The 21,860-nt window shown below is 39.2% G+C and carries 17 protein-coding genes; 9 read left to right on the top strand and 8 right to left on the bottom strand.

Features of this window, described 5'->3' with window-relative positions:
* Positions 1-599 precede the first annotated feature (599 nt).
* Positions 600-2,159 (bottom strand): alkyl hydroperoxide reductase subunit F, encoded by a 1,560-nt coding sequence (gene ahpF / locus ACT29I_RS07690; RefSeq protein ID WP_444793129.1) that lies wholly within the window; start codon positions 2,157-2,159, stop codon positions 600-602.
* A 166-nt stretch (positions 2,160-2,325) separates the two neighbouring features.
* Entirely contained in the window at positions 2,326-2,889 is a 564-nt protein-coding gene (ahpC, locus tag ACT29I_RS07695; protein WP_430931657.1) for an alkyl hydroperoxide reductase subunit C, read from the bottom strand.
* 383 nt (positions 2,890-3,272) lie between these two features.
* Between ahpC and ACT29I_RS07700 the strand changes: the two genes are divergently transcribed.
* Both ACT29I_RS07700 and ACT29I_RS07705 read left to right on the top strand, forming a co-directional pair.
* Positions 3,273-3,644, top strand: a complete 372-nt coding sequence (locus ACT29I_RS07700; RefSeq protein ID WP_430931658.1) for a hypothetical protein — start codon at positions 3,273-3,275, stop codon at positions 3,642-3,644.
* A gap of 73 nt (positions 3,645-3,717) precedes the next feature.
* Positions 3,718-4,959: a serpin family protein gene (locus tag ACT29I_RS07705; RefSeq protein ID WP_444793130.1), complete on the top strand. Its 1,242-nt coding sequence runs from the start codon at positions 3,718-3,720 to the stop codon at positions 4,957-4,959.
* A gap of 204 nt (positions 4,960-5,163) precedes the next feature.
* Here ACT29I_RS07705 and ACT29I_RS07710 read toward each other — a convergent pair whose 3' ends face one another.
* Positions 5,164-6,426, bottom strand: a complete 1,263-nt coding sequence (locus tag ACT29I_RS07710; protein ID WP_430931660.1) for an arginine deiminase — start codon at positions 6,424-6,426, stop codon at positions 5,164-5,166.
* 108 nt (positions 6,427-6,534) lie between these two features.
* Positions 6,535-7,770: an NAD(P)/FAD-dependent oxidoreductase gene (locus ACT29I_RS07715; RefSeq protein WP_444793131.1), complete on the bottom strand. Its 1,236-nt coding sequence runs from the start codon at positions 7,768-7,770 to the stop codon at positions 6,535-6,537.
* A 77-nt stretch (positions 7,771-7,847) separates the two neighbouring features.
* On the opposite strand from ACT29I_RS07715, the gene ACT29I_RS07720 reads away from it, so the two are divergent.
* The 6 genes from ACT29I_RS07720 to ACT29I_RS07745 all read left to right on the top strand — a co-directional run bounded on the left by ACT29I_RS07720 (position 7,848) and on the right by ACT29I_RS07745 (position 14,801).
* A complete protein-coding gene (locus ACT29I_RS07720) occupies positions 7,848-8,210 on the top strand; it encodes a hypothetical protein (RefSeq protein ID WP_444793132.1) in 363 nt (120 codons plus the stop codon).
* A gap of 74 nt (positions 8,211-8,284) precedes the next feature.
* Positions 8,285-10,675, top strand: coding sequence for a TonB-dependent receptor (locus ACT29I_RS07725; protein ID WP_444793133.1), 2,391 nt, complete (start codon positions 8,285-8,287; stop codon positions 10,673-10,675).
* 4 nt (positions 10,676-10,679) lie between these two features.
* The gene (locus tag ACT29I_RS07730; protein WP_430931664.1) at positions 10,680-11,165 is read left to right on the top strand and encodes a DUF4625 domain-containing protein; all 486 of its coding nucleotides are present in this window, start codon (positions 10,680-10,682) and stop codon (positions 11,163-11,165) included.
* Positions 11,166-11,294: 129 nt separating this feature from the next.
* Positions 11,295-12,389, top strand: coding sequence for an alanine racemase (locus ACT29I_RS07735; RefSeq protein WP_444793134.1), 1,095 nt, complete (start codon positions 11,295-11,297; stop codon positions 12,387-12,389).
* A 56-nt stretch (positions 12,390-12,445) separates the two neighbouring features.
* Positions 12,446-13,831, top strand: a complete 1,386-nt coding sequence (locus ACT29I_RS07740) for a hypothetical protein (protein ID WP_444793135.1) — start codon at positions 12,446-12,448, stop codon at positions 13,829-13,831.
* Positions 13,832-13,844: 13 nt separating this feature from the next.
* Positions 13,845-14,801 (top strand): LPP20 family lipoprotein, encoded by a 957-nt coding sequence (locus ACT29I_RS07745; RefSeq protein ID WP_430931667.1) that lies wholly within the window; start codon positions 13,845-13,847, stop codon positions 14,799-14,801.
* Positions 14,802-14,939: 138 nt separating this feature from the next.
* On the opposite strand, the gene ACT29I_RS07750 is transcribed toward ACT29I_RS07745, so the two are convergent.
* From ACT29I_RS07750 to ACT29I_RS07765, 4 genes are all read right to left on the bottom strand, one after another.
* On the bottom strand, positions 14,940-16,400 hold the full coding sequence (locus tag ACT29I_RS07750; RefSeq protein ID WP_430931668.1) for an aminoacyl-histidine dipeptidase: 1,461 nt from the start codon (positions 16,398-16,400) through the stop codon (positions 14,940-14,942).
* Positions 16,401-16,527: 127 nt separating this feature from the next.
* On the bottom strand, positions 16,528-16,935 hold the full coding sequence (locus tag ACT29I_RS07755) for an ACT domain-containing protein (RefSeq protein WP_430931669.1): 408 nt from the start codon (positions 16,933-16,935) through the stop codon (positions 16,528-16,530).
* Between the two features lie 442 nt (positions 16,936-17,377).
* Positions 17,378-18,487, bottom strand: coding sequence for a DUF4831 family protein (locus ACT29I_RS07760; protein WP_430931670.1), 1,110 nt, complete (start codon positions 18,485-18,487; stop codon positions 17,378-17,380).
* Between the two features lie 29 nt (positions 18,488-18,516).
* Entirely contained in the window at positions 18,517-20,040 is a 1,524-nt protein-coding gene (locus tag ACT29I_RS07765; protein ID WP_430931671.1) for an NAD(P)H-hydrate dehydratase, read from the bottom strand.
* A 190-nt stretch (positions 20,041-20,230) separates the two neighbouring features.
* Between ACT29I_RS07765 and ACT29I_RS07770 the strand changes: the two genes are divergently transcribed.
* A complete protein-coding gene (locus ACT29I_RS07770) occupies positions 20,231-21,715 on the top strand; it encodes a peptide MFS transporter (protein WP_430931672.1) in 1,485 nt (494 codons plus the stop codon).
* Positions 21,716-21,860 lie beyond the last annotated feature (145 nt).

Raw genomic sequence — 21,860 nt, forward strand, 5'->3', positions numbered from 1 at the left:
TTTCTTTCTGACTACAACGATACCAGTTTGGTAAGCTGTTAAGAATGTGTGGATATGAAATTTTAGTTAGGTGAATTTCGAATACAAAATCAGGTGCTCTTACCATTTCTTCGCTGGAAACAGAACAGCAGCAAATTAATACAGAAAATGTGAATGTAATCCGTTTTCTCCAGCCTTACCTCCCATTCCCTGCATATAGTTAGAGTCTTGTTGAACCCGGATTATGCATTAGCACTTCGTGGTGAACATTGAAAGTGCAATAAAACAAGGCTTTACTGAAACGAGGCATCACTTGTCCCGATTACTTTCGGGAGCATCGTTATGGTGAGTTGAAGTGAAGCAGCGGAGTGTCTTGTTTTGAAACAATTTCAATGTGTAATAGATTTTCTAATGCATATTGCGGGTTGAAGGAAGCGAGACATCTTTGTCCTTTGTTTTGTGAACAACATTGACGGATTTGTTAATCTTTTAATAGAATCGAATATTCATATCATTATGCATCTGTCGTTGTACAAGCTTAGTTAGGTATAACAGCATGGATGTCTGCATTTCTTCATTAATTGCTTTACCGCTGACAATTAACCATGGAATACTGACAATTAATTTGCCAATTGCAAGCCCTTAATTTGATCGTCAAACGCCGATAATGCAGCTTTGGCGCCTTCGCCCATGGCAATTACAATTTGTTTAAAAGGCACCACCGACACATCGCCGGCCGCATAAATTCCGGGTATGTCAGTCCTGCAATTTTGATCTATCATTATTTCCCCTGCACGATTTGTTTCAACAACTTCCGAAAACACTTCGCTGTTGGCTCTTAGTCCTATTTGAACAAATACCCCGTCTGTGTCAATGTTTTCAATATGGCCACTATCACGATGTTTGAATTTCAGGGCGGTTACCTTTTTTCCGTCCCCTTCAACACTTAATGTTTCAGCATTGGTAATTATTTTTACATGAGGTAACGTAGATAACTTGTCTTGCAGAACCTGATCCCCTTTCAGTTCGTTCATATACTCTAGTACGGTTACTTCTGTTGCAATGGCAGCCAGATCGATAGCGGCCTCCAATCCGGAGTTTCCGCCCCCTATTACAACGGTTCTTTTGCCTTTGTAGAAAGGGCCGTCGCAGTGTGTGCAAAACGCAACGCCTGAACCAATATATTCGTTTTCGCCGGGAACGTTAAGTTTTCTCCAGCTTGCGCCAGTAGCGATAATCATTGCCGGGGTACTTAGCTTTTCGCCGAGAGATGTGCTGATTTGCTTTACACCATCCACTAACTCAACTTTTTCTACTCTTCTGTTCTCCAGTACATCAATGGGGTATTCGTTTAAATGTAGTTTGAGGTCTGCGGTTAGTTGACTACCGGTAGTTTTAGGAGTGGATATCATATTTTCAATGGCTACGGTTTCGGTAACCTGACCACCTACCGTTTCTGCTACTATGGCAACTGAAAATCCCTTGCGGGCAGAATAAACTGCCGAAGATACGCCTGCCGGTCCACCTCCCACGACAATGACATCATACTGTTTTTCGGTCACCGATGCTGCCTTAAATTCGGTGCCTGCCTTTTCTTCCAGTTTTCCAAGTAGTTCCCCTAACGTAGACCTTCCCACATGAAGTTGTTCTCCGTTTGCAAAAACAGAAGGAACAGCCTGGATATTCAGATGGCTAACTTCTGACTGGAGCATAGCCCCATCAATAATTTCGTGGTGTACATTGGGGTTCATCATCGAAATAATATTCAAAGCCTGAACAACATCCGGGCAATTGGTACAGCTAAGTGAGATGTAGCTTTTTACCTCAATTTTTCCTTTGATACCCTTCATCCTTTTCATTAATGTTTCGTCGGGTAAATTCTTGCCAATGCCATCCATGTTTAGAACGGCCAACAGCAAGGTGGTAAATTCGTGTCCTGTAGGCACTGCTCTAAAAACTACCGAAGAGGCATCTCCGTTTTGCAGAATAGTGAAAGCCAAACCTTCGCCATCTTCTACGGTGTGATTTACTTTTTCGGAACAGGAAGAAACTTCCTGAAGTAAACCGACAAGTTCATCCTTATGGGGGTGGGTGGGGTTGGATTCAACCTTAAATGTATATTCGTTTTTAAGATTGGCAAATAAGCCTTTTACCTGATCTTTTAAAGCTTGTTCTAACATATCTTGTATAGATTAATGGTCGTATTTTTGTTGGTCATATATCCACAGATTAAGCAGGTTTGAACAGATTTGTTTTTTGATGAAAATATAAACATTGCGCAGTTTTCAATCTGTTTAGTTTGCATAATCTGTGGACTAGAAAATAAAGTTGCGATGCAATTTTAAATTAAATTTTACCTACCAAATCGATGCTTGGTTGTAGTGTTTCGCTTCCTTTTTCCCATTTGGCCGGACAAACTTCCGCCGGGTGCTCGGCAACAAACTGTAGAGCCTGTAAACGACGTAACAGTTCATCTGCATTCCTGCCTACGTTACCGGCGACTACTTCATAGGCCACAATTCCACCTTCGGGGTTTACGATAAAAGTACCCCTTTCGGCTAAGCCGGCCTCTTCAATCATTACATCAAAGCCTCTTGAAAGCACCCCTGTTGGATCCGCTAACATCGGGTATTTGATTTTCTTAATGGTATCGGAAGTGTCGTGCCATGCTTTGTGAACAAAGTGAGTGTCCGTGGACACCGAATATATTTCACAATTGGCCGCTTTAAACTCATCATATTTGTTGGCCAAATCTTCAAGCTCGGTTGGACATACAAAGGTAAAGTCCGCAGGATAGAAGAAGAAAACTGACCATTTACCTTTTAAGTCTTCTTTTTTTACAGTTTCAAATCCGTTATTTACAAAGGCTTGAACTTCAAAATCTACAATCTCTTTTCCAATTTGTGACATAATGTTACGTTTTAATATTTGAATAATTGTTTTATTATTTTCTGATTTCAAAAGTAGCCTGTATTACAATATCAATCAAATCGATTGTTTCTATTGGGGCATATATAAAATTTATACAATCAGAAAATCAGTATGTTAAATTCGTTTTGTACTGTTGGATATGATATTTTTTTTTACCGTTAAAACAGAACCGTCATATGTGCCCCGATTTTTAATGGTTTAGTTCGTGTGTTTACGTAAAAAAATATTTAATTTACTTTAATCACAGCAGATAGGCCGTTCGTCCCTATAAGTGATAAGTACATCTATTAATTCATGTTATTATCATACTTCATTGGATGAATAATTAATTTTACACTACTTAGTGTCAAACAAAAACGTTTATGTCATATCATGTGGAACATACTTTGGTTGAAGATGATTCTGTTTTAATCAGATCTTTCAGGGGAAGTGTTGTTATGCAAGATGTGATTAATTCGTGGAAAACGGACATAGAGAAAGGTTTGGTTCATGCCGGATTAAAGGGTATCGTTACCGATTTTACTGCGTGTGAAAATAATGCGACGATAAATGAGTTGCAGGATATAGCCGAATTTTATAAAGCGAACATTGATGTTTTTGAAAACTTAAAACTCGGAGTTGTTTTAGATACGCCCAATGTCGTGGTTTTATTGCTTTTTGAAGAGTCTCATGCCGAAATGCAACACAAAGCATTTAGCACTTTTGAAGCAGCGTTGGAATGGGTTAAGAGTTAATTTAACCTTAGGGAAGCAACCTTTTCAATAATCCTCCATCATTACATCGTAACAAAATTAAAAACAACTTAACATGAGAAATTTTGTGCGTATTTCGATATGCTTTTTTGCACTTAGTTTTGCAGCTTGTAACAAAAGTGACGACCCGCAAAATAATAACGAATACACACCTATTGAGCTGGATTTAAAATCGGCTTCTTTGGTAGAATCATCAAATACTTTTGGAGCCAATATATTTAAAGAAGTTCTTCAGGACGTGGAAGAAGGTGAGAATGCCTTAATTTCTCCCTTAAGTATATTTCAGGCTTTGAGTATGACGCGTAATGGAGCTAAAGGAGAAACTTTAACCCAAATGAACAATATTCTGGCCTTTGATGAATCCCTGGGTGATGAAATTAACCAATATCAGAAAAAGCTGGTAGATGTTTTAAGAAATGCAGACAATAAGCTTACGCTGGATATTGCCAACAGCATTTGGTACAGGGATGATGTCACTGTTCTTCCCGATTTTATAAAAGTGAATCAAGAATATTTTAAGGCCGAGGTCAGTGCCCTTGATTTTTCCGATGCCGAAGGAGCAAAAAAAACGATCAATAATTGGGTAGATGATACTACTAATGGAAAAATTCCTCAAATAGTAGATCAGGTAACTCCTGAACATGTGATGTTCCTGATCAATGCCATTTATTTTTATGGGGAGTGGCAAAACGAGTTCGATAAGCGTGATACAAAGGAAGCTTCATTTTATACTGAAACAGGTGCTGAAACAAAAGTAGATATGATGCACCAACAAGCTGATTTAGGTTATGCGCAAAACGACTTGTTTTCGATGGTTGAAATGCCTTATGGCAACGGCCATTTTAATATGGTAGTACTAAAGCCTAATACCGGTAAAACAGTAACTGATATTGTTGAAGCTACCAATGATAATAGCTGGAGTTTATGGATGAATAGCTTAACCGCACGTACAGTTGTATTGGGCTTCCCAAAATTTAAGATTGAAGGAGATTATCAATTAAATAAGCCATTGATAAATATGGGAATGTCTTTGGCTTTTGATCAGTTTGAGGCGGATTTTTCGGGTATATTAGAGGGAGGCGGAATTTATATATCAAAGGTAAAACACAAAACCTTCATCGAGGTAGATGAAAAAGGAACAGAAGCAGCAGCCGTAACAAGTGTGGAAATCGCATTTACATCCGTTGGTCCTAATCAGCCTATTCATTTCTCGGCAGACCGACCTTTTATATTCGCCATTACGGAAAAAGATACCAATACCATTTTATTCATGGGCAGGTGTATGCAGCCGGAATAGTTGTTATCATTTAGCTTGTAGGAAAAAAAAGAGGATCTTCCCTTTGCTTCTGATAGCACGGGAAGTACCATGTCAATGACGTGGGATGGGGATTTGTTTTGAGATCAGTTTTGCATGATTAATTTTATCCTGGAATCCCTGTCTGTTTAAGTATGAATATCACTATTCGTTACCGTTGTACGGTTATTTGCTGCCATCACATGACTAATACTCCACTCGTTTTCTTTTAAACGGCATGGTCATACAACGGGCGCCGCCACCACCTCGTGCCAGTTCGGCACCACTGATGGTAATCACATATTTTTCGTAATCAGATAAGTTGGTTTTATTTTCGATGACATCCATGGCCGGAATAATCTCAAAACCATTGTTGTTCATTTCTTCCATGGTATATACATTACGCGCATAGCCGATTACTTTCCCCGGGCCGACGGCAAAAAAGTTGGCCCCGCTATGCCACTGTTCCCGCTCCTGAATCCAGATGTCTTTCCGTCCACCGCAATACAAGGGCTTTAATGGCATGCCTAGGCTATTCAGGCATTGCACCAGGTTAGTCTGCTTTTCGATGTTTTTTACCTTGCCATCTTCAATAGAAATTAATATCGTTTGATATTTATTGGGTTGCATAATTACAGGTTCGTAAACCATGCACTTGTCCCTGTCGAGCAGGGTAAACACCATATCCAGATGAATGAAACTTTCGGGTTTTGATGGAAGCTGTTGTACCACAACGCTATGCTTTCCTTTGTTCTTTTGTATTTGTCGGATGATATAGTCAATGCCTTGAGTACTGGTTCTAATGCCGGTTCCAATAATTAATATATCCTCGCGGGCGACCAGCACGTCTCCCCCTTCAATGGATATATCTTTCCGGTACTGTTTCGATTTATACGGATTGAGTGTTTTTCCACTTAATTTAGACGAGTGATTGAAAATAGACTCCATCACCATGGCTTCCCTTTCTCTGACTTTGTTGGCCATTCTCCCAATTAAAACATGATCGTACACCGACATGGAAGCATCGCGGGTAAAAAAGAAATTGTGTAAAGGACGTAAAGCATTTCTTTCATCCGACAAAAATCCAGTTAACGTATTTTTATTAAGTGGCACCCCTTCAATAATTTGCCGGGCTAACTCTTCCGGTCTTAGCTTAAGTAACGAATTTTTTAAGGGTTTAACATTTTCGGCTTTGCATATTTTTGAAACCAGGCTATCCTTAATTTCGTGGATATTGAGTATTTCGGTCAATAAATCTTTGACTTGAAAAGTATTGGTGACTTTGGCTAATACCTGACTTAATTGCTGGTACTCCTCTTCTGCCACGGAAAGATTTAAAATATCACTATATAATGCTCTTTCCGCATTTCCTGGCGTCATGTTTTCTACTTCGCTGCCAGGTGTATGCAGTATAACGCCTTCTATTTCCCCAATTTCGGAATAAACCCCGGTATGAATGGCTTCGGTCATATGTTAAATTGTTATATTCGGATTGCTGACGAAAATAAGGATTTTAAAATAACAAAACGATGATTTATTACACCAAATATGTTGAGTGACCGCTGACGTGAAACAGGACTACAAAGGAAGTTCGTTTTTTATTTTATGTAAGCTCCATTTTTCCATTAGTGCTTTTTGGTACATTTTGGCCCGTTCTCCATCGTTCTTCATTAATAGAGCTTCAAGCCTATCGTTTGCAAAGTACATATCCCTTACTTTATCACCATTCTTTTCTTCGGTCAATTCCAAATTATTTCCCAGTGGAGGAACCGAAAAATAGTATTCACCAAATACTTCGGTCTTCATCCGGAAAGGTTTTAATACCAGTTTTTCTTTTTTTCCGCAAGCATTCATCCCTGCAATTTTTCCCTGATGTTCGGCCGCGTGCCACAAACCCGTAACAATCCCCTGGGTATGTTCAGCTACGTCGCCGGCAGCATAAACGTCAGCGGCCGAAGTTTGAAGGTGTTCGTCCACCAAAATTCCAAAGTTACATTTGATATTAGCATCAGAGGCCAAATCAATATTTGGTGTATAACCAATGGTAGAAATTATCCTGTCGCATTTATATTGCCGGTGGTCGATCTGAATATGGTTATTCCCTGATCTATCAACTATAAACCTTAAGTCTCTGGCATCCAGGATCAATTGAATTCCGGCTTTACGAATAGAATCCTGTAATAAATCGGCAAACTTTGGCGTAAGGAATCGCTGCAGCACAATGGGGTTTCGGTCTACCAAAATCACCTCTTTCCCTTTTTGTGCCAACTGATCGGCTGTTTCGACGCCTTCAACGCCGGCACCAACTACTAAGTATGATTTTGAAGATGATGCGGAACGAATAATATTATCAACTTGTCGTGCTGTATGCACGTTAAAAACAATGTCATCGGGTATACCTTCAATCTGTAAATGCTTAGGTTTGTTTCCTGTAGCAACAATAAGTTTGCTGTATCTCAGGTTTCCTCTGTGCAGAAACGAAAGCTCGTGCTTATGGGTGTCAATGCTTTCAACTTTGTCAAACAATAGTTCAACCTGGTTGTCAACCAACCAATCATGATCAATCAGGGCGAAATCATCCTTAGAAAACCCAACGTTTATATGTTTATTGATTTTTGTCCTTTTGTAGGGTAATCTATCTTCGTCCGTAATCCAAAGTATAGAGCCCGAATTGTTTTCGTCCCTAATAGCTTTTATAGCAGAAAGACCAGCAATTCCTCCTCCAATTATGATAAAATCCTTCACAATCATTTTACGTGTGTTTTTGGTATAGAAGTTTATAAAGTTATGAATTAATAATAATGTTCTGGTCATGGAATTGTTTTGGATGTTAGAAAAAAAAACAACATTTTTTCTTGTCACGTGTTTATTCCATGTATTTTTGTCGCCCAATGAAGAGAGCTAAATTTTTCACATCAATACTGTTTGTGTTGATATTTGTTTTTCCAAGCATTTATCAGGCAACGCACGTGGTACAACATCACTGGCAGGCTCCCATTGAATCCCATTGTTGCGAGCAACACCATTGCAAATACAATGATTTCAATAGTTTTAATAATCCGGTTGAAACAAAAAAAGCTTGTCCGGTATGTGAGTTTGAGTTTGCTAGTTTCAATAAAGCTGCGAAAATAGAGTTAGTTGGTGTTGCTAATTATTATATGGAGCTTGTTAATAACGAGATACAGGAATTTGTTTACTGTAACAGTCATCAGACAATTAAACACAGAGGTCCACCATTATTCATCCTGACCTAATTGCATTTTTATTATCTCTGCTTAGCTTACCTGTTTTTGGTAGGCAGACATTTTTTATCTTAACAAAATAATTTGTGAGAAAGTACATTATAATGTGCTCGCTGCTTGTGTGCTTCGCATTGACCAGTAGGGCACAAATGTATTCTGTTACAGGTGTTGTAAATGACGAAGAGGGTATTCCTCTGCCTGGTTGTCATGTGCATTATGCCGATATGTGTGATGTAACAGATAGTAATGGTGGTTTTGAACACGAAGTGCCGGAAGGAAAGGTGAATATTACCTTTTCGTTTGTCGGTTACCATAAAAAAGACTCATCTTTCTTTGTTACGCAAGATGTTCAGGTTGAAGTTTTGTTAAAGCCAGACAACCGGTTGATGACGGAAATAGCCGTAGTTGTGAATGGTATTAGTAGAACCAAGTCGAAGAAAAACGAAGTTGTAAATGCCAATTTTGTTACGCAAAATCAAACGGGAACCTTTATTAAATCCATCGAACGATTACCCGGTGTAAACGCAATGGATATAGGAGCCCATGCATCTAAACCAATTATCAGGGGTATGGGCTTTAACCGTGTTGTGGTAAGCGAGAACGGTGTTAAACAGGAGGGACAGCAGTGGGGTGCCGATCATGGTCTGGAGCTGGATCCGTTTAGCATTGAAATGGCAGAGGTGGTTAAAGGTGCTTCCGGTTTGGAATATGGTAGCGACGCCATTGGTGGTTATATAAACATTACCAATAACAAGCTGCCGACTAAACATTCTTTTTCGGGCGATGTGACTTTAATCGGGAAATCGGTGAATGATAACTATGGAGGATCATTGTCGCTGACGGGTAGGTCGGATAAATATTTTTTTAAGGCTAGAGCCTCGGCTCAGGACTATGGTGACTACCGAATCCCTTCTGTCAAAATTAGATATTTAGAAACGGATATTCCGATCTACAATAATAGGCTTAAGAACACGGCAGGTGAAGAAAAAGACTTGTCGGTTTTGGTAGGCAGAATAACCGAAAAGTATAAAACAACGGTTTCCGCAAGTAGTGTTTATCAAAAGTCAGGGTTTTTTCAGGGTGCACATGGGGTGCCTAAGATTGAAAGGGTAGCACATGACGGAGATTATAGGAATATAGATTATCCATATCAGAAAGCCAATCATTTAAAAGTGCTCAGTCAAACCAGGTTTTTCCTAAGCAATGGTGACCTTGCATTTTATTTGGGTTTGCAGGATAACTTAAGGCAGGAATGGAGCACTTTCCATACGCATTATTCAAATCAGACCGCACCTGAAACGAATAAAGATCTGGAATTAGAGTTCCGTTTAAAGACCTATAGTGCAAATGTCAAATACCAATTAAACGCCTCGGCATTGGGTAAATTGCGCTTGGGCCTGCAGTATCAGTTAAAGGATAATGATGTGACGGGGTATAATTATTTGTTGCCTCAGTATGATGCCTATAGCTTAGGCGGCTTTGTTCAGTCAGAATATCCTTTAAACGATAGACTGAAACTGAACGGAGGCTTCCGATATGATTATGGTTCGGTTGAAACCCATGGATTCTACGACGATATTTTGTTTGATTATCTGACATCAAAAGGTGATTCAAATGAGGAGGCTGCTTTGTATGCTCAGCGTAGCACAGACCTGAATAAGGATTTTGGTGATATAAGCTGGTTGGTTGGGTTGGTCTATAAGCCAAACGATCAACTGATTTCCAGGATGAATCTGGGAACTGCTTTCAGGATGCCAACTCCAATCGAGTTGGGCGCTAATGGGGTACATCATGGATCGTTTAGGCATGAAAAAGGGGATGGTAAGTTAGGTTCGGAGAAAGGATATTACATAGATGCTAACCTGGAATGGGACAATAAAATTTGGATGCTGGTACTAAGTCCGTACTTGTATTATTTCTCCAACTATCTGTACCTCCAGCCAACAGGTGAGTTTAGCAAGCTTCCACATGCGGGACAGATTTATCGATATTCACAAACAAAAGCAATGCTTTCGGGTGTGGAGTTTAGCCTGGAGAAAAAATGGTTTAACAGCATTTTAGGTTCCTCTGTAACGTTAGAATATATCTATAATCAAAGGATTTCGGACAGCAAAAAAGAACGTTATCCATTACCTTTTACGCCACCCTTTAATGGTTTTGCCGAAGTGGATTGCAAAATATTCAGACAAAGTAAATCCATAAGAAACACTCGTTTGTTTTTGAATAGTCGTTTTGCTTTAAAACAAAGCAGAATATCTAATAACGAGGAAGAAACAAACGGTTATATCATTGGAGGGGCTGGAGTTTCAACGGAAGCTTGGGTTGGCAAACAAATGATAGAACTCGTTTTGCAAGGCAGTAATCTTTTAAACACGAAGTACTTTAATCATATAAGTTTTTACCGAAGAATTGAAATACCGGAACAAGGCAGAAACCTGCAATTGTTGATTAAAGTTCCTTTTAACCATAAAAATTAGAAGAATGAAAAAAATATTATTTGTATTACCCATATTTATTTTTGTTTTTGTTGCCTGTAGCAGCAGCGATGAAGTAGATACAACAAAACCAACTATTGAATTGATGAAGCCTGTCGATGGTGAAGCTTTTCATCCTGGAGATAAAATTGAATTTATATGTAATTTTTCAGATAACGATGAATTGGCATCCTACAAAGTAGATATCCATAGTGCTTTTGATAGTCATGCGCATTCCGCCATTCAATTAAAATCAGGTGCAGAAGAAGATCATGGCGAGGCCTGGGATTATGAAAATACATGGACTTTTGAAGATGGTTTGAGTACTGCCTCGGTAAGCCATCAGGAAATGGTTATTCCTGTAACGATACTTCACGAAGGAGTCAGCGAAGAAGTTGCGGAAGGTCACTACCACCTTGGTGTTTATTGCTTGGATGCAGCAGGGAATCAAAGTGAGTTTTTTATTGAAATAGAAATTGAGCACGAAGAGTAATGATAAAACGTTCTAGTTGAAACAATAAAGGGATGATTCGGATAGTATTATACAATTTGTTTCATCCCTTTTTATCTTTGTAATAATAAGGAGGGTTGATTATATTTGAGCAACCAATTACGAAAGGCTATGTATCAAATTATAGAACCAACATTACTGCTAAACACCTCCATCTGTAAGGCCAATATTAAAAAGATGGCAGAGCGTGTTAAAGGATGGCGGGGAGACTTTAGGCCACATTTCAAAACCCATCAATCCGCTGAAATTGGAGGTTGGTTTCGGGAAGTAGGTGTGGAGCGGATTACCGTATCCTCGTTTACAATGGCCAAATATTTTGCGCAACAAGGTTGGCAGGATATTACCGTTGCATTGACTTGTACCAAGATTCATAGTGAGCTGATCAACGAGTTGTCCGCTAACATCAATCTGAATATTTTGGTGGAAGATGACGAAACCATACAAGAACTGGAAAAGACTTTGAAAAATCCGGTGGGCGTTTTTATTAAGGCCGATACCGGATATAATCGTACAGGTATTAATGCCAGTGACTTATCAGGGATTAAAAAAATACTTTGTTGTTTAAAAGATACCACGAAGTTAATTTTTATAGGTTTTTTGACCCATGCGGGTAACACTTACTATGCCCGTAACAAGGAGCAATTAGAGGATATGGTTGAACCTGCTTTGGAAAAAATACTTGCCATAAAAACGTTTTTAAAAGATGAGTTTCCCTTGATGCAACTTTCCTGGGGCGACACGCCGAGTTGTTCTATTTACAACAATTTTTATGGCATGGATGAATATCGTCCTGGTAATTTCGTTTTTTACGATTATACCCAGGTTCAGATAGGTAGTTGTAAAATGAGTGATGTAGCGGTTTGTTTGGCTGCACCTGTACTGGCTGTACATCCACAAAGAAAAGAAATAGTTATGCATGCAGGGGCAGTGCACCTTTCCAAGGATTGGGTAGAATTACCTAGTGGAGTTACTTCTTATGGGAAAGTGGTTAAGTTGAATGGCCTGGAATGGGATACGGAACAGGTGGTGGGTGAGGTCAGGTCCATATCGCAGGAACACGGCATAGTTTCTGTTGGTGAAGAGGCCCTGGAGCAGATTAAACCGGGTGATACGCTTGGTATAATACCGGTTCACTCATGTCTGACAGCTCATTTAATGAAACAGTTTTTAAGCAATGAAGGTAACTTTATCGAAATGATGAAGTAGAAGTAGCTTGAGGAACTGTTTTATTCAAGATTAATTTATTTATAAACGATATTTATATGAAGCAATTATTACTTCTGTTTTGTTTGATGGTTATTGTAGGTGGATGTGCCAGTAAGCGATATGTAAAAAAAGCAAGTTTGCTGGAAAACTCGGGTCTTTATGCCGATGCGGCCGATAATTATTTTAGTTCCCTGCGCAAAAACATCAATAATATTGATGCCAAATTAGGGCTTCAGCGCACCGGACAATTAGTTCTGGAAGATAAAATCGAAAACTTCAAAGCGCAATATCAAAGCGGAAGTGCAAAAGATGCCGTTTATGCCTACCGTGCTGCCGAAAATTATTATAAAAAGTTACAAGGGGTAGGCATTAAACTTCTTTTTCCCGAAGAGGAAAAAAGTTATTATCAAGAGGTTGAAGATACCTACTTGAACCAACTGTATGGAAATGCGGTGAAAGCACTTCGTTTAGAGCAGTTTGCCGGTTCTGAGAAACAGTTCTCCGAAATTTTGTCTATTAACGGGAATTATAAGGATGCTAAAAGTAAATGGGTAGTTGCCAAATACGAGCCTTTATATAGGAAGGGAAACGAACAGATGAATAACAATATGTATCGTTCGGCTTATTATACTTTTAAAGGTATTATTGATGGTGTTAGCACCTATCAAAACAGCCTTGATTTGATGAATAAGTCATTGGATTATGCCAAGGTTACGATATATATATCGTCGGTTAATACCAATTCTTCATCTTACAAAACTATTGCAAGTCAGTTAAACAATAAAGTGGTTAAAGGAATTAACGATATTAACTCGCCTCTCTACGAGGTTGTTGGTGCCGGATCTTCCGCTTCCACCAGTACCAATAATTTTAAGGCTTTTTTATTGGATAGAACAAAGGGCGTGGAAAGCAAAGTATCCATACCCGATTCCAAGGCGTTATTTGAAGCATATGTACAAAAATATTCAAGGGATAATGGACGGCTGGTGAAAACCGAAAAAAGGGGATATCTGAAGCGGGTTGAAAAATATGAGGATGCAACTACCAAGCTAACAAAGGAAAGAACCATATACGATAAGGTGAAGTACTACGAATATATCCTGACGCGCAAAGCAAGCCTGACGGTGTCTTATTCAATGAAAAGGAGGGATCGGGATGAAGTTGCGGTTTCAAATGTGTTTAACAAAGAAGAGACTGATATTATTATGTATGCCGATTTTGAAGGAGACTACAAGGAATTGGTTCCGGGTACATGGAAATATCAAACCAAAGATCATGATACAGATAAGGTATATGATAATGCGATTAGTGTGGATAAGTTACACCAGCTTTTTGAAAGCCATAAAACAGCAAAAACACTAACGGAATTAGAGAATACTTTAATGGATAACTGCGTGGCGCAAATTACCGGGGAGATTATTAACTATAAGCCAGAGAACTAAATAAAAAAGTTACATGCGAACTACTTTAATACTGCTTATTGCGGCATTGCTTTCTGCTTGTTCGGGTACCAAAAAACAAGCAGAGTTATTGGAGCAAACTAAACCGTCATGGCTGAAAGAGCGGCCTGTAAATCCAAATTACTATTATGGTATAGGAATAACGCCTAAGATTGGATCGCCAATGCTGTACGAAGATAAGGCCAAGGAGAGGGCTTTGGCCGATATTTCGAGTCAGATTAACTCGACGATTAAAGCGGAGGCCGTGTTTTATCAGGTGGAGGATAAACAAGGGGTACATGAATATTTGCAAAACAGGATTAAATCTACTTCGTCAGAATATCTGGAGGGATACGAATATGTGGATGAATGGGAAGATCTGTCAAACGTGTACATCTTTTATCGCCTTTCGAAACAGAAATACCAGGAGATAAAAGAACAAAGAAAAAGAAAAGCATTGAAGTTGGCTTCTGAAAAATATTTAACGGGGCTTGAATTGATCGAAAAGGGAAGCCATATGCCGGCAATAGAACATTTTGCACAGTCGATTGATGCGCTGAGCGGATATTTAAATGAATCAACCACGACTGAGGTGGAAGGAGAACAAGTGGATTTGGCTTCGGAATCTAGTACCGAAATGAGTGACATTGTGAACGGTTTTCGACTGATTTCCGATGTATCCATGTTGGATACATCTAATTTCTTTTTGGTATGCGATGATAAGGGGAGAAGGGTACGCAACTGTCCGGTACGACTGGAATATTCAGGTGGCTATCTGGTGAACGATCATGTGAAATCGGACGATCGGGGTAGGGTAGAAATGCCGGAACTACCGCAAGGCAAGGCAACCTCATCTCAAACCCTGACCGTTGAAATTGATTTGGTTAACCTGGGGCGCCAGATAACCAGAAACTTGTATGTGAGAAAGGTAATTGAACAACAAAAGGCGGGTAGTGTGGTTTTGGTTGATTAGCTAGTATTTCATAAAGAATCAAATAAATACGATTAAGTATGAATAAATAACTATTTACGCAAAAGATAAGAGGCTTCTATTTTCGATGCCTTTTAACTTTTGCGCAATTCTCGATGGTATGCTCTGTTGGAAACAAAACTATTTAACAGGTACATTTCTTAATGTCTGCACCAAAAACTTCCAGAATTTTTCTACTGTTTCGATGTTCACTTTTTCATCAGGTGAGTGTGGAAAACGGATGGTGGGGCCAAATGAAATCATATCCCAATTTGGATAAACAGCGCCCAGTATTCCGCATTCCAATCCAGCATGTATTCCTTTTATTTCCGGAACCTTTCCATATTCCTTGTGATATACATCTTTCATCACAGTCAATATTTCTGAATCGGGATTTGGTTTCCAGCCCGGATATTGACCACTAAATTCGACCTCTGCACCGGCCAACCGGAATAAGCTTTCTAACGTTGATTCCACGTCTTCCTTGGCAGAATCCACAGAGCTGCGAATTAAGCACATGGCCTTGGTTTTTCCTCCTTCAGATTTTACAATGGCCAGATTTAATGAGGTTTCTACCAGACCTTCCATGCTGTCGCTCATACGGATCACTCCGTTGGGGCACGCTTGGATGGCATTGACCAAATCATCTTGCGAAAGCTCATCCATCAATGTGGCCGGGATATCGCATTTTTCAGCCATCAGAGATAGGTTCGGTTCGGTAGCCGATAATTCGCTTTGGTATATTGTTGCAAACTCCTCAATGGTTTCGGAGAATTCTATAACATTGTTGGCAGGAACGGTAACCACCGCAAAGGCTTCACGGGGAATGGCATTGCGCAAGCTTCCTCCATCGATGGAGGCCAAACGAACACCATAAGCTGCAATTACCTCTTTTAATAAGCGGAACATCAGTTTATTGGCGTTTCCCCGACCCAATACAATATCCATTCCTGAGTGACCGCCTTTTAAACCAGTCAGTGAAATTTTAAAAGCAACCGTGTCAGCATCAGGTTCTACCTCTTTATAGTTAAATGTCATATTAGCGTTGGAACCACCGGCACAACCCACATAGAGTTCACCTTCATCTTCGGAATCCATATTGATTAAGATATCGGCCTCCAACATTCCAGCTTCCAGGCCAAAGGCTCCCGTCATTCCTGTTTCTTCGTCAATGGTAAATAAGGTCTCAATGGGTCCATGTTGTATATCTTTAGATTGCAGAACGGCCATAGCTGCCGCTACACCTATTCCATTGTCGGCCCCTAATGTAGTTCCGTTGGCTTTTACCCAACCGTCTTCAATATAGGTTTCAATGGGATCTTTCTCAAAATCATGAACTTTATCGCTGTTCTTTTGCGGCACCATATCTACATGTCCTTGTAAAACAACGGTCTTACGGTTTTCCATTCCTGGTGTAGCCGGCTTTTTTATTACCACATTGCCAGTACCGTCAACAATAGTTTCCAAACCAAGTTTCTTTCCGAATTCCATCACATAATCGGCTGCCTGTTTTTCCTTTTTACTTGGACGAGGGATTTGTGTTAGCGCATAAAAATTCTCCCATAACGATATGGGTTCCAGTTTTGATATTTCGTTGCTCATGAATGTAATATTTGAAATGACGAACACTGAGGCACTGAGGCACTGAGGTTCTTGTTAATTAATTTTCGCTAAAATAACCAATTAGAAACGGATAGTATGTGATAACTATCAGGCTTCTTGTTGACAATTATTCTTCCTTAAAGTTCCTGGATAGGTTTGTTAGAACCTCAATGGTTCTAACAGAATCCTCCTTGTCGACGAAAATATGGTCGTGATAATAACCTGCAATTACATTGCAGCTAATATTATTTTTTGCCAACTCTCCAGAGAAAATAGCAGTCAGTCCAACTGCTTCCAATGAAGAATGCACAGATAGTGTAATCCAGGAAGCAATAAAATCATAGCTGAAACCTAATTCGTCCGCTTTAATTCTATTGATTACAATTGTTACTCCTTCTTTTTCTTTAAACTCGCATATCGTGTCTTTTCTGTTTATCCGGTTTAAATCCTTAATGGTTACGAAAACGTATTCGCCTGGATGGAGTATGGGGGTCATCCCTTTTATAAGAACAGATAAGTTAGTTTCTCCTGTCATGAATTTTTTTGATTTTGTCACCTTTACCGTTTCCAAAAGAACAATTTCTTCTGCTTATCATCATTTAACCCACAATATGCATTAGAAATCCTGTTGCGCAATTAAACTACTTCAAAACAAGGCGTTTCACGGAGTTGCTTCAACTCACCAGAGCGGTGCTATGCCTCGTTTCAGAAACTCCTTGTTTTATCGTATTTTAAATACTCATTACGTACCTCTAATACATAATCCAGGTTTAAATTTCCAATGCACTGTCACTGTTTATCATGAATTAGATATGTGATACGTCGGTTTGAATTGCATGGTGAAACGGGGGTGTCCAAAAATATTTGTAATTAACAGCAAGTCTTACAAATTGTAAGTTTTTTCATAAACTTAATTTCGGATGCCTTGCTTATGCGCTAGTCCCCTTGAGGCTTTGTTATGACTATTGCCGGTCGGATTACTTACTGGAAACTGACAAAAGTGCCCCTGTAACCGGACAAACCTCAATCACCACACCTTCTTTGGCAAGTATCGATGGCGACATTGAAATAACCTGACCGTATTGGGCTAATTTCACGCCTTTAGAACCAATTGAGATATTTTTATCAACAATATTTACGGTAGCATCCGCTGGTATATTGTAGAATAAACCATTTCTAACGGGTTCTTTCGATGGCGCGGTAATATTGTTTTTCAATTCTTTTCTTTTCTCAATATTCAGCTTTAAATAGATAGGTGTTCCTGAAATATCCATGGCATCCACTAAGCCTTTTTGTTGGTTGAAACGGCATATAACATAATTTTCATAACTACTTAGCGGATCAGGTGTTACTTCAAAACTTCGGGTTAAAGTAACCGTAACGGTTTTACCTGCAAAAAGCGATACGAAATCTTTTTCTTGTTTTTCTATCTCTTTTAAAACTGTTTTGTAGGCTTCACCATCCGGTGGCAAATTTTCTAATTCTCCGGAAAGCAAGTCGGTTCTGGTAGTCCTTAACCGATAAACCATATTGGCGGCTTCCTGAGCCATAGCTGCAGAAGAGGTCTTATATAATAACTCTTCGTTTAAAGCAACATTGTCAAAATCTATATCTGCCAGAGCCGGAGTAGATATGGTGGCAGTGTGAGGTGCTTCGGTCGTGAAGGAATAGCTGTTGTTGATACCGGCTAAAACTCCATCCGGAGTTAAAGTGAGCATTTGAGCAGAAGTATTACCCGTTGTAAAAATACTAAACCTTTTGCTTTCGTCCGCTTTCCCTTGGGTACTTATGCTTACTCCTTTAATGACCCATTCTTCGTCATCTTCGGTTATTACATTGTTGAGATTTAAATAGCGTTGCGAATACCGATAATATGGCCCTGTTTTTTTAATTACTTTCTCCATTTCAATATCCACCTTAATGGTTGTTTGGGGCAACATATAGGTCAACGACTCAGCAGTGGCATCGGAGACTTCAGCGGTTGGTTTAACCTCAACCTGCGCAATTCCTTTTTTCTGCGCGAACAAACCTGATGTTGCGCAAAAAGCAACTATCAGGATGAATGGTGTTATTTTAATTTTAATCATTTGGTATACTTATTAAATATATTAATCTCTTATTTCAATCGTACTCTCTTAAACGCTTCTCCCAGCGAACTTATTATATCAGAGGCTAGCAATGACTCTTCTGATTCGTGTCGCAATCCTATATCCCCTGCTTTACCATGCACATATACGCCCATAATGGCAGCTTTGTCCGGTGAATAACGCTGCGCCAATAAGGCAAGAATTATGCCGGTTAATACATCTCCGCTTCCTGCAGTTGCCATGCCCGGATTACCGGTGTTGTTAAAGTAGCATTTACCATCGGGAAGGCAGGTGATCGTGTGGGCACCTTTTAAAACCGTGATTACATTGTTTTGCTGGCAAAATTCTTTTAACAATTTAAGTTTGTGCATATCATTTTTCCAGGAACCAGCCAATCGTTCAAACTCCTTTGGATGCGGGGTAAGAATAGTATGTTGGGGCAGCTTATTGAGCAATTTTTTGTTTTCACTCAGTATATTTAATCCATCAGCATCCACCACCAGTGTTTGTTCCTCAATTTTATCCAGCATCTCTTCAAATGCCAAAACAGTGTTTCTCTTTTTATCCAGTCCGGGGCCGATGCCTATGGCGTTATATCCATTTAATTCGGGAAATTCGGTAAAAATCATTTCTGAGCGGTCAATGCTGGTCATGGCTTCGGGAATAGCGGTTTGGATAATATTGTAGCCCCAATGCGGAACATGGGCGGTCAGCAAACCAACTCCTGATTTCAGGCAAGCTTTAGCTGCTAATATTGCGGCTCCCATTTTACCGTAACTTCCCGCAATTAACAAAGCATGACCGAAATTTCCTTTATGGCTATGCTTGGGGCGGGATTTATGAATAGAAGAGATAAAATACTTCTCCACGAGTAAGTGCAAGTCTTGTTGTTCTTCGATATATTCCGAAAGCAAACCAATATCTAACACATGCCATTGACCCACAAATTCGCTGTTTTCCGGAAAGAGAAAAGACAATTTCGGCATTTGAAAAGTTAATGTAATATCTGCCTTTACAATAGACTGCTGGTTGGTATGATCCTCATCATATTCGGCAAGCAAGCCTGATGGGATATCAATGGATATAATTTTATTGGGAAGTTGATTTATTTTATCAATCACCAACTTTGCCAATCCTTCAACAGGACGATTTAAGCCGGAACCAAAAATGGCATCAATAATAATGGCATCAGGCTCAATTTTTTCGAAATCAATATCTTTTAAAAACTCGATTTTTTGAAGGCAATTGGCATCAGTTTTTTGCAGATGTTTGTAATTAGCATTGGCATCCTTACTAAGCTTATCAGAAAATTGAATCAAAAAAACTTTCTTGTTAAACGGAAAAGCGTCTAACATTCTGCCGATAGCCAAACCATCTCCACCATTATTGCCCGTACCGGCAAAAACGTAATACGAAGTAGCATCAATATTAGAGACCATCCAATCCATGCAGCTTTGAGCAGCCCGTTCCATTAAGTCAATAGAGGCTATAGGCTCATTGTCGATGGTAAATTGGTCGAGTTCCCTAATTTGTTGAGGGGTCAATATTTTCACTTTTTATATTTATTTAGTTAATACCCTTGGTTTCTCCATTAAAAAGGTAAAAAAACAATTTAAACTTTGTAACATGAGAAAAAGCACTATATTCATGCCTCGTTTTTTTTTACATTTGTGCGTATTCACAAATATAAGTAAGAATCACGTTTAGTACATAAACAATATAAAATAATTAGAACTATTAAAGATGAATGGAAATCAAAAAGAACTGTTAGGGCATCCGTTTGGGCTATTTGTCCTATTTATGGCTGAAATGTGGGAGCGTTTCTGTTATTATGGTATGCGAGGACTATTGACCCTGTACCTGTTAAAAGTATTGTTGATTGAACAATCGGAAAGCTACCTAATTTATGGGGCGTATACAGCTTTGGTTTACCTGGCGCCCGTTCTTGGTGGTAAAATAGCCGATACTCTTTTAGGATATAAAAAAGCTGTTGTATTTGGAGCCGTTTTGATGGCTGTTGGTGAGTTTGTTATTCTGGGCGGAACTCCTAATGCCTTGTTCTGGGGTATGGGCTTACTGATTGTGGGTAACGGGTATTTTAAAGCTAATATTTCAAGTATTGTAGGAAAACTTTATAAAGATGGCGATGAACGCAGGGATTCGGGTTTTACGATCTTTTATATTGGGATTAATATTGGTGCACTGCTGGCAACGACAGTATGTGTGTATATCGGCGAAACTTACGGCTTTCATTACGGATTTGCGTTAGCTGGCATTGGTATGTTGCTAGGACTTATCTTTTTTACCCTGGGACAAAAATACTACATTGAAAAGGCATTGCCACCAAACCCTGAAGATTTGAAGAAGAAAGTGGGAGGAATCATCTCGAAAGAATACTTGGTTTATGTGTTATCCCTTGCTATTGTTCCTTTGATTTACCTTTTGGTGAACGAAAACAGTATAGTTGGAATTATTCTTGGAGCTACTGCCATATTTTCTATCATCTATCTAATTAAAGAAGGTATTAAAGAAGGTAAGGTGTTGTTGGACAGGATGATTCTTTTTATTATCCTTTGTATATTCAATATTGTTTTCTGGGCATTGTTTGAGCAAGCAGGAACTTCGTTGACCGTTTTTGCGGACGTTAATGTAAACAGGAATGTTTTAGGTTTTGAATTAACAGCCGGTAATACGCAGTTCTTTAACCCTCTTTATATTATTCTTTTCGGGTCATTGTTTTCAATGATGTGGACAAAATTAACTAAGATTGGCAAAAACCCAAGCATTCCATTGAAGTTTGGTTTAGGTATTATTCAACTTGGATTAGGATATCTGGTGGTTATTATTGGAAATCATTTTGCGGTAGATTATAAGGTGCCTCTTTGGACATTAGCATTTTTATATATGTTGCATACCACCGGCGAGTTGTTTATTTCGCCAATTGGGTTATCAATGGTTACAAAATTAGCTCCAGCTAAGCTAACCGGCACATTGATGGGGGTTTGGTTCCTGTCGTTTGCAGGTTCCAACTATGTGGCAGGTATTTTGGCTACGTTAACAGGTTCAGAAGGGCAATCCGGTGGAGAGGCCATTGTGGCTTCTACTAAGGACAGTTTGGCCACTTATATTGATGTGTACAGCACAATGGGGCTCACCGCTGTGGGTGTTGGTTTATTGGTGGCATTGTTATCGCCCTGGCTGCGTAAGTTATTGCACGGTATTGAATAGATCTATTTATTTGATTGGTCCTAAATAACCTTTACAGATTATTGGACTAAAAATAACAACATTCTCAGAAGTCCACAAGGGTACCCTTGTGGACTTCTGGTTTTTTGTAGGTTCTGATCCAAACATGTTGTCGTTTGTACATTTG

The organism is Saccharicrinis sp. GN24d3, from assembly GCF_052400645.1.
Taxonomy (GTDB): Bacteria; Bacteroidota; Bacteroidia; order Bacteroidales; family Marinilabiliaceae; genus Saccharicrinis.